This window comes from Bradyrhizobium sp. Ghvi (assembly GCF_900115265.1).
In the GTDB taxonomy this organism is placed as follows: domain Bacteria; phylum Pseudomonadota; class Alphaproteobacteria; order Rhizobiales; family Xanthobacteraceae; genus Bradyrhizobium.
On sequence record NZ_FOVU01000015.1, the window covers coordinates 57,419 to 72,951 of the forward strand.

Genomic DNA, 15,533 nt, shown 5'->3' on the forward strand with positions numbered 1-15,533 from the left:
TCCATCCTTGCACACGACGTGGGATCCTCCCCGGGGAAGCCTCGCTCTCAATCGCGATGCTCGCTTCGCCAAATTCGCTTGCTGCCACCAGGACGCTTGCGGGGGCCAGGATCGAGCGCCTGGTTTCGTCTTGCGGTATCGAAGCCTGGTTCGTGCAGGATTCCACTGTCCCGTTGATCGCGATGGAATTTGCCTTCACCGGCGGCGCGACTCAGGACCCCCCTCAAAAACCTGGCGTAGGCCACATGGTCGCTGACCTGCTCAAGGAAGGTTCCGGCGACCTCGACTTCAAGAGCTTTCATGATCGGCTCGACCGTCGTGCCATTGAGCTGGGCTTTCGCTCGACCCATGATCACTTCCGAGGTGCCTTGCGCACGCTCGAGTACGACGCGGACGAGGCCTTTGAACTTTTACGGATGGCGCTAACCTCGCCTCGTTTCGACGCGGCCGATGTCGAACGGATCCGTGCCACTGTGCTTGCGCGCCTTCGGCACGACTCGACCGATCCTTCGTCCCTGGCCGATCGCAAGTTCCTCGAAGTCGCCTTTGGCGATCATCCTTATGCTCGCCCAGCCGGAGGCTCGCTGGAAGGCGTGCCGAAGATCCAGGTCGCGGATCTCAAGGGCTATGTCCGACGCGTGATCGCAAAAGACACGCTCAAGATCGCGGTGGTCGGCGACGTCGATCCTGGGGTCCTCTGCAAGCTGCTCGACAAGTCCTTTGGCGGCCTGCCCACGAAAGCGGAAGCGACACCGGTTCGCGAAGTCGTCGCAGCAAAGCCGCCGCAGCGGGTCTTTATTCCGCTCGACGTGCCACAGACAGTTGTGACTTTTGGCGGTCCAGCCGTCCGTCGCAGTGAGCCCGATTTCATGGCCGCCTATGTCGTCAACCACATACTCGGCGGCGCCGGCCTGACGTCGCGACTGTTCCGAGAAGTCCGCGAGAAGCGCGGACTGGCCTATTTCGTCCGTGAGAACCTGGTCTGGATGGATCATTCAGCCATGTTTCTTGGCAATAGCGGCACCTGCGCCGATCGTGCCGGCGAAACGGTCGAAGAAATCGAGAAGCAGGTCCGCCAAATCGCCGAGAAAGGACCGACTCAGCAGGAACTCGATGATGCAAAGTCCTACCTGAAGGGCTCGCAAGTGCTGGCTCTCGACACATCATCAAAGCTTGCGCGAACGCTGCTGCAGCATCAGCTCGACAAGTTGCCCATCGACTATTTCGAAAAGCATAACGCCCTGGTCGATGGGGTGACGTTAGAGGACGCCAAGAGAGCAGCGCAGCGGCTGTGGGGTGAGGGTCTGCTCACAATTGTCGTCGGCCGCTCCCCAAAGGACGCAGCGCAGCCGACCACCATGCCATCGGGGACCAAACTCCCGCCGGGCGCCGAGCAGCTAGGCGCCGCGCCGACGGCGCCACCGAATTGACTTTCTAGCAGCCCAGGCGCTTAGCAAGCGGTCTCCCTTTTGCGCGCAGAGTGCCTCTAGCCACCCGCCTTTAGCTCGCGGAGATATTCGATCATCGGGCAGTTATCACGCGGCCGCTCGATTGCCGCTTTTGCTCAATCGCTTTGCCAATCAAGGCGGTAGTCCGGCTTGAAGTCTTCAGGTACCTAAATGCAAAATAGAGCTATCACCAAGGAAACGGCCTCAGCGAAGGATACGCTGAGGCAGAGCTTCCACTGTGGTCGTGCCATTGGGGGAATGACACAGACGTGGAAATAACCGCTTACCAATTGGCTTGTTCTTAATTCTTTTCATTTCCGGCCTGACCAGCGATCTCCAGATCGGAGCTCTTCGCTGCGGCAGGGGATCGCTACTTTCGGCGGCCTTCGGCGGCAGAAATGAGGTCGACACTTCCTGTTTTCCACACCTCCCTCGATTGTTGCATTAAGTATCCGCCTTAGTCGCATTCAGTTGTGCTCGAGTTGCGTTACCCTGGTCGGCTGGCGGTTCGTACCGTGCGCCAGCGGGATCCATGCCCCCTAGAGCGCAGCTCTAGGGGATGCCTAACAAGCTTCGGTGTCCCATGAAGGATATGAAGATGAGCATGATGTAGCTTTGCGCCGGGGCCGAGTATACACCGATCAATTATCTAAAGCGCGACCGACCAGAAGACGCGAGAACTGGACGCGCACCTCGGATCCCATTTCAGGCGGGCTTGCCCAACAAAATCGAAAGAGTGGTTAGAGTGGGCGCTTTAAAGCGGTAATGTATACTGTCTGCCCGCCCCCAAGGAAGCGCCCAACGAGAGCGCTCACGCGCCAAGCCATCGTTCATTCCCTGCAGATTCTTCTCGACCGGCACCACGTCGTCTCATCGGTGAAATCTGCGAAGACAAAGATCGTCCCGATCGCTTGACACCGAAGACGGAGCGTCCGCGATATCGCCTCGCCACCGCCGCCGGCCGGCGCGCCCCGCTTACCCTTCGATCTTGTTCTCCATAACACGATAGTCTCGTCGCGGCGCGAACAGATGCATCCTTGCTATTTGCGCCAGCATCAGCGCTCGCATATCTCGAAATTCCTCAGGAGAGTGAGAGTTCGGTCGTTCAGGGCCATCTCTCAGCAATTGACCAGCCAGTTCGCTGCCTGCCGAAAAGACGACGATCTGATCCAGCAGATCTTCTGCCAAGGCATAGTCGAACCGCAGCACCGCCTCGATTGCGCTTCCACCAAGCTCGCAATCTGACGCTACGTAAGGTTCGCTCGCTTCATGCCAATCTAGATAGAGCCGCGATAGGCAATCGCCGATCACCACAGGCAGACGGTTGGCGTCGCGCATTCCAGCCGCCCACGAACCTCACGTAGATCACTAGTACAAGTGGTTTACTCCCAATTCTCGGCCTGCGTCGTCGTCGGGATCAAAGGACGTCACTCGCTTGATGTTGAAAACATTCATCGGTTGCAGAGCTCTCGCATCGAAGATTAATCGCCCCTTCTTTCTGCCATGTTCGCACCCAAAGCAGAGACGCGCCGGTTGCGCACTTTGCGCGCGGCAATAGCGAGTGTCTCAGGAGATTTCCATGGTTAAGCCAGTTGTAATTGTGGTCGGTGCGGACAAGGGAGGAGTCGGCAAGACGACCGTATCACGAACGCTACTGGACTACTTCAGCGTCAACAATGTGCAAACACGCGCATTCGACACGGAGTCGCCGAGAGGAACGCTGAAGCGCTTTTATCCCGAGATCACCGAGATCGTCGACATGACGACGACGGCGGACCAGATGAAGATCTTCGATACCCTAAACTCAGGGCTGTCCGTCACTGTCATCGATGCTCGCGCAGGCTTACTGTCCTCTGCGCTGGCTTCCTTGCGCGACATCGGATTTCTGGACTCGGCGCGGTCTGGCCAGATCACGTTTGCCGTGTTCCATATCCTGGGATCATCCATCGCTTCGCTAGACGAGATCGCGGAAACCGCGACCTTCATGAGCGGCGCAAAATACTACCTAGTCAAGAACTTCATCAATGACACTCAATTCTTCCAATGGGATCAAGCGACATATAATTCCTATTTTCACCGCATCAAACATGCGACTGAGTTGGTCATACCGAAGCTTAACGAGATGGCCTATGAGCAGGTGGAAGTCGCGTCCGTCCCATTCATAGACTTCGTAGCAAACAAGGGGCGAAACGATGAACCCGCGAACAACTCCTTCGTGTTGCGCGGCTATGTCCGGCACTGGCTGGCAAATGTCTGGAGCGAATTTGATCGCATTAACTTGACGGAATTGGCCGGCGCCAAGTCCGCCACCCGGGCAGGCGAAAAGTAGTCGCATATTCGCCGAGCTCAGGTCGGGCCCACGTACGAAACGAAATTGATCTGCTGGCTATGTTAGCGACCCCCATCTACATCATCTGCTCTCCTAGCCCGCAGGTCGGTAAAACTCTCATCGCTCGGGCCATGAGCGAGTTCTTGCTGCTGAAAAACGGTACAGTGCTGTCGTTTGATGTCAATTTGAAAGAGCCATCATTGCTCGACTACCTCCCCAACATCACGGAGACCGCGGATGTGATCGACACTTACGGCAAGATGCAGCTGATGGACCCTCTTGTGATCCACGATCGGGTACCCAAGGTAATCGATCTCGGCTTTCACGCCTTCGACGAATTCTTCAAGATGTGCGAGGAGATCGGCTTCATGAAGGAGACGGCGCGCTGCTATGTCGCCCCTATCATCCTCTTCGTTGCGGGCGCTGACCGCATCTCCTTTCGCGGTTACGAAATGCTGCGGCGGCGAATTCCGCCGGCGTCGCTGGTCACCGTCCACAATGAATTCGTGCTGCGCGGCGGATTACCTGAAGCGATGGATGACGAGCGAGTGCTTCGGATTCCCGCGCTTCCGCTGTTCCTCAAGAGGTATATAGACCGACTTAGCTTTTCCTTCACCGGATATCTGCGCAACGAGAAGGACTGGTCCACCGAGCTACATCAATGGATCCGACGGAATTACAGCATGTTTCGCGATCTGGATTCGAGCGTCATGCTGCGAAAATCCTATCGATCTCGGGGGACGGATATCGACAGCCTACGTTGCACAAGGGCTACTTGAGATTCCGATCTGCTCGCGATCTATTCGTCCCGGCCTATAAGTAGTTTTCGAGGACGTTCTCAAAGGGACGCGAACGCATGAATTGCGGTATACGAATCTTCAGGTGGATTGCGCATTTTTACCGTGATCGTCCGCACGGACCACGCGACCGGCAATTGACGGTAGCTCATTCGCCGAATGGCTCATGTAGACACGCGCGTCCTCGAAAGGATCGAGGACTGTCTTCACCTTGGCGCTGTCTTCACCTTGGCGGCTAGGCGGATCGACGGTCCTTATCCCAGGAGGCTCATAGATCAAGGCCGAGTTTCCCGAGCACCTGGTGCATGACCGCGCTTTTGATCTCGCGGGCGATCTCGTTTCGGATCTGGGCCCCGAGCACCCGCTCGGCATCGGCATCGCCTGTCAAACCTTCCTCGGCCAGTCGGAGATGCAGACGGGTTTGAAACTCTTCGCCCATTGCGTCGACGAGCCGCTCCTGCATGGCAGCATAATCTTCGGGCGCGATGCGCCTCACCACGCTTTCCCATGGTTGCCAGCGCGTTGCCAGATAGTCCGGAAATTCCGCCGCTTCCTGACTCCGCACCGATGCCTCGGCGCTGGCCACATCGTTCTTGGTCACGTGAGAGACGTTCATGAAGCGCATGTCGGGAGCAATGTGCCTTAGCTCGAGTGGGTCGCGCAGCTGGGTCTGGTAGGCAAGGTAGACCTCGATTTCATCGACGTTCGCGTCGGGATCGGCGCGACGAAGCGAGTTGACCCTCTCGCGCGCGATTCCGTCCAGCGCTTCCAAGCGAAACATGACGCGGCCGTGTTGGAGCAGTTCGCCCAGCCGCCCGTCATAGACGCCGTCCTCGACATCAGCGTTCAGACGTGCGGTCTGCATCCCGTTCCAGGTCAAAGTAATGCGATCTTCGCAGCTCTCGCTCGCTCCCGAAGCCAACTCGAAATATTGCTTGCGCAAACGCGGCCTGACCGCTGCCTGCCCCAAATCTTCGGCGACGGCCTGGCGGAACGTCTCGTTGCCATAGTTCACGGTGCCCCGGAGCCTGTCGAGGAAGCGTGCATAGTCCGCGGCCCCCGCTTCATGGGCGAAGTGCTGCCAAGTCGCCATTGCCGTGGGCTCGCCCTCGAGCCAGTCCGCGGCAACCTCTTGGAGGGATCGCGGCTGAACTTCCACCGCGCCATCCGCCGTCGAGAAGAAAACCTGCGGACCGGAATAGTGTCCGGCATGCATCGCTGTTGCCAGGCCGGCCTGCACCCAATCGGCGAGTGGATTATTCTCCAGATCAACGCTCGAGTCACGGCTTAGCTGCGTCAGCAGGGTCTCCGGCACGCTGGTCAGCTGGTTGTTGCTGGCGCCGAGCCACAGCAGCTCGGGCGGGACCGTCTCAGGTAGGCTGGTTAGCCGGTTGTGGCTGGCGCTGAGCCATTCGAGCTCAGCCGGAAGGGGCTCGGGCAGGTTCGTCAGCTGATTGTAGTCGACGTTCAGACGCTGGAGCCCGGCTGGAAGGTCGGGCAGGTGGGTCAGGCGGTTACCGCTAGCGTCCAACTCCTGAAGCGTTGCTGGAAGGGGTTCGGGCAGGCTGGTCAGCTGATTGTTGTCCACATTCAGGCGGCGCAACCAGGCCAGAATGGACGCCGACAAGGCGGTCAGCGACAGAGACGACAGATCTAGCGGCTCATTGAGATCACCCGTGCCACGCCAAGCCCTCGTTCGACTGACCGCCTGTTGCCGGTCCTCATCTTGCCCCTGCCCGTCTTCGGCAGCCCAGTCCGCCAGCACCTCCTCCTGCGAGGCAGCCGCCTCGGCAGCGCACGCCTGCACGTCCGTCACGGCCTCTCCCCACTGCGATGCAGCCGCAGAGCCCGGTTCGGAGCTTTCCGAAGCGGAAGTTGCGGAAGGAGTACCAGTGCCAAGCTGTTCTGCATTCATGGATGTTGTCTCTTCTGTAGCAAGATGAAGCGAACGCGCCGGGGCGGCGCATCTAGAACCGGCAACCCCGCCATGAATGACGCTCCACGGGCTAACTGCAATGAGGTCTCACGCACCGCTGGCACGAATCGCTGCTGCGAGTGCTATCGAGTAACTTCAGAGGGTGCAGCGAACCCAGGCGAAGTCTCGCTCGTGGATCGGTTGATATTCCCCTGTCAGATCTACGCCCGTTGAGCCGGGCCTACCAGCAAGAGCGACGTTCATGCTATAGGAGAACCAGCTGTCGATAAGCTGACGGAGCGCGGAGCGAGGAAACCGGACGGCCTCATCAATTTCTCAAGTTTAGCTCAGCGCTCCGCAGACAAATCACTTCGAGCTGGGCCGACTGGGGCCGGGTGCCGGCACGCCGGCAGCGGGACGCTTAGGCCGGCAACTTTGCTGTCGCTTGCGGCGAGGCGCCACTTCCCGCTGCGTTCAAACGCTTACGCAAAATAGCTGATATAAATAGTTTGCAGCCCATCGCGCCTAACGCCGCTCGGCCTTGGCTACGAGACGCAGCGCGCACCCGAGGTTAACAACACGGGCTCGCTAAATTTCCCGATGACGAGTTCCCAGCCATTCTGGCATCAGCCACGAAGACGGCCCCCGCCTCGGCTCACCGTTACACATCTCGACGGGCAAGCGCTGATGAGGCGGCACTTGCCCCTTCGTTCGACCGAATGATCGAACAGATGCATCTGCACTGGTGCGACACAGAGCTTTTGTATGTCGAGCTCAATGTAGTCGATCCGCGCCGCGACCAATGAACTCGAGCATCGACTGTGCCTCGTTGATCTCGCGTGAAACACGCGTCAAGATCCGTATTGCTATCTCCTCCGTCGCGATCAGTCCCGCTCTTTCGCAGGCTAACCCCAAATGAAGCATCACCTGCTCGTGAGAGGGCGCAATACGATTCTGCAACAAGCTGGTCGTCAATGACGAGAGCATGTGCTCGACGACGTCATTCTCCGCCTCGCTCAAGACCTAGTCCTTCTGATTTTTTGTTCAGTTCTGTAATCTTTGGCCATCATCGCCACAGTGTCGCTTCGAAGGATAGTGACTTCGACACTGCAGCTTCATGCCCGTTGAACGCTGCGATCGAGAGACCTATTTGGTCGGTTACCTCACTGCTCGGACCGCTTCTCCTCAGCACAGGGCGCACGGCTTTAGATAGCGAGAGTTGCACGATTGTTATAGCTCCACGGCGGCATTCCGCTCTTTTGGAGTGCCGACCGAATGATGCTGCAAATATGGAAAGCGCCCCTAATTCCCACCTTCCCAAGCAGAACGTCGTCAAGTGCGATACACGAGAAACTATTCTCTCGCAAACGTCTCGGCCGGCCTGAGCTCCGGCCTTTCGGCTCAACGCGTTGCAAGTCGTGGCGTAGCCCCACGATCTTCCTGCGCGGATGCTTTTCTGAAAACTCGGCAGAAATCTAGATCGACATTCAGCCGCCGCCTTTTGCAGGAACACCGAATGGTCGGCGTTGCGCAATTGCTCGTCGCGCGTGAACACCACTGCTGAGAATTCAACGATTCGCTGGCGCGATCGATTTCGCCTAGTGCCCTCGTGAGGCTGCCTGGAAAGGGACATAAGCCCCCACCGCAGCGCTCTGTGCGGCGATCAGTGCTGCCGGTCATCGCCTCTTGCCGGATAAGAACCGTCTATTCCGTTGGATTTGCTTGCGAGTGCGGCTGTTCACTGAGCGCGCTTTCGCTGGACCGCTAAAAACAGATTACGGCTGAGGTTAGCCATGTTCTGCTGCCTATCACTCCATCATCCTTGCCATCTTGAGACTTCAACTAGTCAGCGTACTTGACAATGGCTGGTCCGGTGCCCCGTGCCGACGATGCAAATGGCTTTCCTGGCCATCGCCCAAAAGCTGGCAATCAGCAGGCCGCCCCATCGATCTCAATTTTGCGATGCGCCATAAACGCCTGCCAAGCGGGCCTTTATCTTATACGCATCGGCAAGCCTAGACCCTGTCGCAGCGTCAGATTCAAGCCATTAAATCGGTTTTCTGAGGCCGACTGTGTACAGTGGATGCCGATAGCAATCGATGTCCGTAGAATGCTCATTTGGCTCGACACTGCGTCTAGCCGACATTTGCCTCGGATTGAAAAGATCCCAACCCGGGCGCGTGCGTTTCTTTGATTGGGTGTCGCGTCCCAGGGATCGCAGTCAGGCCGGCTCACCTTCCTCAAACAATCGTGCCCATGGCCTTGTTGATGTGGTTCACCGCGCCCATAAACTATTTATCGGATAAGCCATTGCGAATGCCGGGTAGTACCGCGGGTGACGATCGCCGTGCTTGACACTCCAGGGACAAAGTGAACTACATCTGTGATGACATCAATTGATGATACATTAAGTGAGATCAGATGGCTGCGGAACGAAATCTGGCGCCACCGTCGATCTCTTAAAAAGGACCTACCTGAGCGCAAGGCCGTTGAGAAGCGTCTGCTTGAACAGCTTTCTGCCTTTGAACGGCTCTTGTCGACGGCGTTTCCTTTGACCTTGAGCCCTAAAGTGTATTCGGCCAAGAGCATCACGATCGGGCGAAGCGACTCGCCTGAAGCGCGCATCGAGAACGCCGCAATGGCATCCAGCGGTTCCTTCGGGAAGTCGACTGGCGGCTAACAAACAAGGTTTCCTAGCTCTATCTCTCCCTTGAGCCCCGCAGTCGAGACCAAGCTAATCTCCAGCTGGAAGACCGCGATGGAGCAAACCTCCAATGCTAACACGCCGGCGATCTTTGCCAACGATAGCCGATTTAGTCATCTGCCGGAAAATACTTGGTTGCGGGCCACAACGCCATAGATTGATGGGCAGCACGGATTACTGCAGATGTCCGGCCGTAACCACCACAGTTTACGCAGATTGTCCTTCCGACCAGTTACAGCGAGGCGATGGCAATCTCACGACGGCCTCAAAGTGGGCGAATGGCTGCAGCGCAGGATAAATCGCAGCTGCTGCAGACGAAATCGAAGTTCAGAGCACATTACAACCTTGTAAGACGCGTGGGCGCACTACCGATCGCTGATCGAGGCCGATCGATTCACGGAGCTCAATGGCCCTGATGGATGAATAGCGGCTCGCCAGGATGATGGTCCAGCCCGATCGACTTTCGGCCACCAAGCTGGCCAAACTCCGGCTGACTACCTCACTGCGCTCGATTTCTGCAACTGCCGCTCGGACGCCTCACTCGCGATGAAGGACGACCGGAAGCCTGTTGAGATGCCGTCTCGCTCCATCGTTTCTCTCCGCCGCGGTTGGCACCATGCGGCGGCATGCGCCGCGCAAGTTTTTGAAATTATCTCTAAGACAAAACATGGCTACGTCGGCATCGCTACGCCCTGTAAAGCGGTCACAGAAGCGGATCACGTCTGGTCTGCACGACAACAAGACTTCCTCGGCCCGTCGATCTCGCGCGCGAGCGTATCCTGTGCACCACGTCGCTGCGATTACGATCGCGGCGAGGGCGGCTGCACAGTGATGCGCATTGCGAGTCCAGTCGATTCGTCGCTCTTGATTCACCAAACCTCTCTTAAGCCGCATAACCTTCACTATTGTTCTCTGCGCCGCGAGCATAATCTGTTTATCGGATTTGGGCCGCCTCGGCTGCCACTGTCTCGCTGTTGCGGGCGCCGACGCAATGCTTACGGGCTCCCGATCACCGTTCCGTCACGCGCAGCACGCTGATTGCGAAGACCGAGATACAACAGAGATCGGTCGTTTAGCGCTTGAGTGGCGATGCTGGCTCCCAATACGGCGTTCTGCTTCGCAACGCTACAACCTGACGCCACGGTCGATTCAAGCACTTTGAGCGTCTGAATTCGCTCACGGGGCAGCTGCCAAAGATCGATTACCCGATACTGCCCACGCGCACCACTGCAACCCCAAAGCCCTCCTTAGACAAATAGGCCTTCACGATAGCGACAAGCACGTTGTGATTAGCGAGGGATATAGCGCTGCCGCAGCGAAATCAGGCGATGTCGCGGTCCAAGCTGGAGCATCAGCAGGCCCAAATTGTGCGCCTCGAGTCCCAACCCGTTCGTCGCTGACGCAAGAATTCCTTAGGAGCCTGTCAAATTATCTATCCTGGGCAGGTCAATCCTGGGCCACCTCGCGTTGCAAAGAAAAGCCCGGTCGCCCTGAAATGCGCCCGCAACCGGTGCTGCGACGAAGACGCTTTCCCTAGCTGGAGGGCGCAGCATGTCAAGCTTACATGAGCCCTTTTTTCCAAGCGCCCGGCAGCCGACCTTCTCCTGCGCGCACGTCGGAAGGTTCGCCAAATCGGATGGCATGAATTTGTGCATCATTGACGAGTTCTACGGCCGCATGTTCGCCAAAGCACCATCTCCAATCCAAGAGGCGATGGAACATCCTCAGCTTCCATCTCGTAGCTCGGCATGTGCGGTAGGTGACGCGAGCGTCCAAAGCCCTACAATAAGATGCGGCGATTTAAGACCCGAGTAGAGGCCGATAAAAGCCTCTCTCGCCGCTAAGACACGCAGGTATTCCTCGAAACGGCACGCCGATTGCTGGGTAGGGATCAGCCAGTCTCCGCCAAGGAAGCTGTAGCGCCGGAGCCGGAGTTCCAATGAAGTTTATCCGATTCATCCTGATCGACCTGGCCTTGATGCTGCTCGCACCCGAGAATGCAGAGGCCATGATCATGGCTCCCAGCGCAAACCTCAAATCGACTACCAAAGCTGTGGGATCCTTGATGCGGATCTCCGGCTCTGAGCGATTATTCAGCTCCCGACATCTTGACCACCAAATCTCTCGAGCCGCGCAACTTGCACATTCAGCAGAAGCCGTCGGGGCGGCCAAGCAGGCTGAGAACCTCGCGCTGCTCGACAGGCGCTTTGCCTCTCATTGGCAAGCGCACAGGGCAGCATCCGATTGTCACGATCCTCGTGGCGCGGAGATCCTCAAGAAGCCTCTGATCTTAACACAGATCTGCAGTCCGCCGTCACACCTTATGCCATCATGCGAGCAGAGAAGCCGTGCACGAGCGGCACAGGCCGGATTATCGGAGGCATGGCCATCATCTCTATTGCAGCGATTGTGCTCGTGACTTGGACAAGAAGATACCGCACAGGCGCAGGTTCATGAGAGAAGCAAGAACGGGCTATATCGAGGTGGCCTTCAACGGCTCTCTCGAAAACATTCCGCTAGATGCGCAATTCAGCCTGCCAGCCAAAGGCGTCACAGCAATTTTTGGTCCGCCCGGGTGCGGCAAGACCACACTCGCGCGCTGCATCGCTGGTGTACAGCGTCTGCCGATCGGTTTTTGTGCAGTCGATGGAGAGATTTGGCAGGATGAGACGACGTTTCGACCACCTCATCGGCGTCCCGTCGCATATGTATTCCGACCACCAATTCCCCTTGCTCATTGGTCTGTACGGCGCACCCTACTCTATAGGGCGTCACAATCGACACCGACACTGATCGATTTTGATGGTGTAGTCGAATTGCTCGCCTTGGCGCCACTGCTCGAGCGTTCGCCATCACATCTTTCCGCGGCCGAGCGGCAGCGACTTGCCCTTGGCAGCGCACTGTTAGGCCAGCCTCGGCTACTTTTGCTGGACGATCCACTCATTGTGCTCGACCGCTCCGCCAAACGCGAGATCCTGCCATTTCTCGAGCGCATGCGGGAAACGCTCCCGTTGCCGATGATCTACATAAGCGACGATATCGCTGATATCGAGCGTTTGGCCGATCATCTTGTCATGATGAAAGATGGCGTGGTGACTTCGGCCGGGCCGCTCAATGTCGTTCAGAGCGATCCGGTGCTTGCCAGGCGCGGCGAAGCGGCAGTCTGTCTTGATACCTTGGTCGGCGGCTATGACGGACGCTATGGGCTGATCATGCTTCGCCTCAACCGAGCGCGCCTTGCAATCCCTGGAGTGCCGCTTAGACCGGGCGCGCAGCTGCGGCTGCGCATCGCAGCCAGCGACGTCAGCATTGCGTGCGCGCCACCACGTACAAGCTCTATCCTCAATGTATTCCCGGCACGCATCAAAGGCTCTCTGCCGTTCGGCGAGGCGGAGGTCACCTTGGTTCTGGCTCTTGAAACTGGCCGTTCTGGCGTGCCGCTTTTGGCGCGCATCACGCGCCGCTCCTTTGATGCGCTGCGGCTCAGCAATGGAGCGGACGTGTTTGCCGAGGTCGCGCGCGCCGTTCCGTTCGCGGCTGCCGATCGGTACTTGCAATGCCTGCCACGGTCCGCATGAGAGCGTTCGACAGCTGTGCCCGGATACGAGAAACACATCAAAAGGAACCCGTCCGCGATCGATAATTTGGACGCGATAGATCCGAATAGTGTCGGGGCTATTCGCTACCGTCCGAAAGACGATGTGGATCGGCTACTCGCCGATTTCGCTCAGGATATGCGCAGAAAGCCGTCCGCGTCGGCGGCATCGTGCAGCAAGACGCGAGGCGCGCAAATGGCACGCACGTCATGCTCGCAATTGACGTTGCGACAGGACAAGAGATCTCGATTTCCCAGCCACTCGGCAGCCGGAGCTCTGTCCTATAATCTCGATACAAATGGGCTTGCCGAGGCCGCAGCTGTCCTTTCCCAGGCACTTCGCAACAAGATCGATCTTCTCGTGATAAATAAATTCGCCAAACAAGAAGCCGACGGCCGGGCCCTGCGCGCCGAATTCGTTGGGCCTATCAGTACTGACAGTCGTTGCAGAAATTCCTTGCCGACTGGCGAAGCTTCACCCCGGGCGGTGGCACGCTACCGCTTGTGATCGTCAATTCTGGGAGCAGTAATGGCGCGAGATCTCAACGCGCGCGGCGCGCAGCGTCAGCACCAGCTGCTTTTATTTGGAGACCCGGACCGCTTGGTGACGACAGTAAGACTGTCGAGCACGTCGTCTCCGAAATCGCGCATCAGGCTCTTTCGCCCCCGAAAACAGCCTTAGCACCGGCGTCCGCTCCCACGCTCCGTGCCAGGTGATTCCTCGCGAACGTGCCTTCGAACCTTCGACGGCGAGACGTCGCAGTTCAACCAGCTGCACGCGCTAACCAGTTCAAGCCGATATCATCCCCTCAGTCGGTTCGCCCGTCGACTAGGAGATTGCTAAGATTCAGGTCTGGTTGCCGTGTCCCCGCCAACCGCCTGGCCAGCGCCCGCGTACAAGACTGTGGGAAGGGAGCTTGGCTACAGATTTCTCGCTGATCGACGCTCCAAGCGCGCGGGCATGCCTTTATCAAAGCCGCTGGAATCTACTCCTGAGAACGGATGGCATATAGCTTGCTTCAACAGTGAAGCCACCATCTACAGAAAGCAAGTTTGTGAGGACAGCATGCTCGGAGTTGGAAGTCAGTTGCCGCCGTTCGAAATCACAGGCGTGAAGCCAGGTTTTCAAGTGCAGGAAGAAGGAGGACAGAGCGCATTCGAGACGCTGACCGACGCGAGCTTTCCAGGAAAATGGAAGATCATCTTCTTCTATCCCAAGGATTTTACCTTCGTGTGCCCGACAGAGATCGCTGAGTTTGCCCGGCTTTCCAAGGAATTCGCCGACCGCGATGCGGTTGTGCTGGGTGGTTCGACCGACAACGAGTTCTGCAAGCTCGCTTGGCGGCGTTCCCATGTTGACCTGCATAAACTGCCAATCTGGCAGTTTGCCGACACAAAGGGAACGCTTGTCGATGGTCTTGGCGTACGTTCACCCGAAGGGGTTGCCTATCGTTACACCTTTATTGTCGACCCCCAAAATACGATCCAGCACGTTTATGCGACGAATCTAAGTGTCGGGCGCAGTCCTAAGGACACGCTCCGGGTTCTGGACGCGCTGCAAACCGACGAGCTCTGTCCCTGCAACCGCGAAATCGGCGGCGAAACCTTGAAGGTTGCTTGAGGCAGCATGTCTTCGATCGAACAACTAAGCGACAGGATTCCCGATTTCGCGAAGGATGTCAGGCTTAACCTGACCTCCTTGGTGGCCGATGAGACGCTCTCGCCACAGCGAAAATACGGGCTGCTGCTGGCGAGCGCGATTGCCACCCGCAATGCAGCCTTGATTGCCGCGATGGAATCGGCTGCGTCCGCTGTCATGACATCGGTAGCGATTGCCGCAGCGAAAGCCGCAGCCTCCCTGATGGCAATGAACAACGTCTACTACCGCTTTGTTCACCTCGTTTCCAACCCGGAATACAAGACGATGCCGCCACGGCTGCGAATGAACGTGATCGGCAATCCCGGCGTGGACAAGTCAGATTTCGAGCTGTGGTCGCTTGCCGTCTCCGCCATAAACGGCTGCGGTGCGTGCATCGATGCCCATGAGAAAACACTGAGAGCCGCGGGGGTCAATTCCGAAACGATCCAGACTGCCGTGCGCTTTGCCGCGATCATGCAGTCAGTGGCGATGGCAATCGAGGCTGCTGGACCCAACCCCTCTCAGGCGAGGGGCTGATCCTTTCCTCTGCCATCCGATCGACCGGCGTTGTGGCGCCGTTCAGTGACGCCACAACCAGTCCTTCGCGACTCCCGAACCAGCGGGACATTTGCAATGTCCTGTCTTGCGCGGCGTCCGCACGAAAGAGTGTCTTGCTCGAATTCCAGGCGCCGTGCAAGTGACGCGGAATGCGCCACAGATGCGGTGAGACCCCATCCCGTAACGCCGGTCGCACCACGGTCTTCGTTCCAACATCATCCAAACTTGAACAGGACTCCATATCCGCCGCGCGGATGGCTCCATTGAATGTCGCCCGTAGGCTCGGCGATCACGCGGCAGGTACCGCACTCAATGCAGCCGTCAACTGTTATCTCGACCTGGCCCTCGTCGTTAAGTTCGTAGCATCGCGCGGGGCAGGCTTTCAAGAGTGCAAGTAGCTGCGGCGATGGGGTGGTGTGCGCACGCACCTTGACGTGAGGGTGACCGACGTCGACAAGATAGCGGTTGTAATACAGCTTGTCTTCGACGCGCACTCGGGGTTCGGCATTCATGCATTGACCTTCCATTGTTGAGGTTCATCATGTCGC

The 15,533-nt window shown here is 57.8% G+C and carries 13 protein-coding genes; 9 read left to right on the plus strand and 4 right to left on the minus strand.

Annotated elements, in window-relative coordinates; all coding sequences use genetic code 11:
* Positions 1-56 precede the first annotated feature (56 nt).
* Positions 57-1,430 carry a M16 family metallopeptidase gene (locus BM374_RS38970; protein WP_177248715.1) on the plus strand — a complete coding sequence of 458 codons (1,374 nt, stop codon included), beginning with the start codon at positions 57-59 and terminating at the stop codon, positions 1,428-1,430.
* A 993-nt stretch (positions 1,431-2,423) separates the two neighbouring features.
* Here the strand turns inward: BM374_RS38970 and BM374_RS33495 are convergent.
* Positions 2,424-2,786: a hypothetical protein gene (locus tag BM374_RS33495; protein WP_092302637.1), complete on the minus strand. Its 363-nt coding sequence runs from the start codon at positions 2,784-2,786 to the stop codon at positions 2,424-2,426.
* A 241-nt stretch (positions 2,787-3,027) separates the two neighbouring features.
* On the opposite strand from BM374_RS33495, the gene BM374_RS33500 reads away from it, so the two are divergent.
* Together BM374_RS33500 and BM374_RS33505 are read left to right on the plus strand one after the other, a co-directional pair.
* On the plus strand, positions 3,028-3,777 hold the full coding sequence (locus BM374_RS33500) for a P-loop NTPase family protein (RefSeq protein WP_092302639.1): 750 nt from the start codon (positions 3,028-3,030) through the stop codon (positions 3,775-3,777).
* A 59-nt stretch (positions 3,778-3,836) separates the two neighbouring features.
* The gene (locus BM374_RS33505) at positions 3,837-4,556 is read left to right on the plus strand and encodes a hypothetical protein (RefSeq protein ID WP_092302641.1); all 720 of its coding nucleotides are present in this window, start codon (positions 3,837-3,839) and stop codon (positions 4,554-4,556) included.
* A gap of 286 nt (positions 4,557-4,842) precedes the next feature.
* Here BM374_RS33505 and BM374_RS33510 read toward each other — a convergent pair whose 3' ends face one another.
* On the minus strand, positions 4,843-6,489 hold the full coding sequence (locus BM374_RS33510) for an NEL-type E3 ubiquitin ligase domain-containing protein (protein WP_092302643.1): 1,647 nt from the start codon (positions 6,487-6,489) through the stop codon (positions 4,843-4,845).
* Positions 6,490-7,263: 774 nt separating this feature from the next.
* On the minus strand, positions 7,264-7,509 hold the full coding sequence (locus tag BM374_RS33515) for a hypothetical protein (RefSeq protein WP_244552792.1): 246 nt from the start codon (positions 7,507-7,509) through the stop codon (positions 7,264-7,266).
* A gap of 1,366 nt (positions 7,510-8,875) precedes the next feature.
* On the opposite strand from BM374_RS33515, the gene BM374_RS33520 reads away from it, so the two are divergent.
* The 6 genes from BM374_RS33520 to ahpD all read left to right on the plus strand — a co-directional run bounded on the left by BM374_RS33520 (position 8,876) and on the right by ahpD (position 14,964).
* A complete protein-coding gene (locus BM374_RS33520) occupies positions 8,876-9,169 on the plus strand; it encodes a hypothetical protein (protein ID WP_244552793.1) in 294 nt (97 codons plus the stop codon).
* Positions 9,170-11,132: 1,963 nt separating this feature from the next.
* Positions 11,133-11,612 carry a hypothetical protein gene (locus tag BM374_RS33530; protein ID WP_092302647.1) on the plus strand — a complete coding sequence of 160 codons (480 nt, stop codon included), beginning with the start codon at positions 11,133-11,135 and terminating at the stop codon, positions 11,610-11,612.
* A 34-nt stretch (positions 11,613-11,646) separates the two neighbouring features.
* Positions 11,647-12,771, plus strand: coding sequence for a molybdenum ABC transporter ATP-binding protein (modC, locus tag BM374_RS33535; protein ID WP_092302739.1), 1,125 nt, complete (start codon positions 11,647-11,649; stop codon positions 12,769-12,771).
* Positions 12,772-12,786: 15 nt separating this feature from the next.
* Complete coding sequence (locus BM374_RS40350) at positions 12,787-13,296, plus strand: DUF2478 domain-containing protein (RefSeq protein ID WP_092302649.1); 510 nt, start codon at positions 12,787-12,789, stop codon at positions 13,294-13,296.
* 558 nt (positions 13,297-13,854) lie between these two features.
* The gene (locus tag BM374_RS33545; RefSeq protein ID WP_092302651.1) at positions 13,855-14,409 is read left to right on the plus strand and encodes a peroxiredoxin; all 555 of its coding nucleotides are present in this window, start codon (positions 13,855-13,857) and stop codon (positions 14,407-14,409) included.
* A gap of 6 nt (positions 14,410-14,415) precedes the next feature.
* Positions 14,416-14,964 carry an alkylhydroperoxidase, AhpD family gene (gene ahpD / locus BM374_RS33550; RefSeq protein WP_092302653.1) on the plus strand — a complete coding sequence of 183 codons (549 nt, stop codon included), beginning with the start codon at positions 14,416-14,418 and terminating at the stop codon, positions 14,962-14,964.
* A 236-nt stretch (positions 14,965-15,200) separates the two neighbouring features.
* Here the strand turns inward: ahpD and BM374_RS33555 are convergent, their stop codons facing one another.
* The gene (locus tag BM374_RS33555) at positions 15,201-15,497 is read right to left on the minus strand and encodes a ferredoxin family protein (RefSeq protein WP_092302655.1); all 297 of its coding nucleotides are present in this window, start codon (positions 15,495-15,497) and stop codon (positions 15,201-15,203) included.
* Between the last annotated feature and the right edge of the window lie 36 nt (positions 15,498-15,533).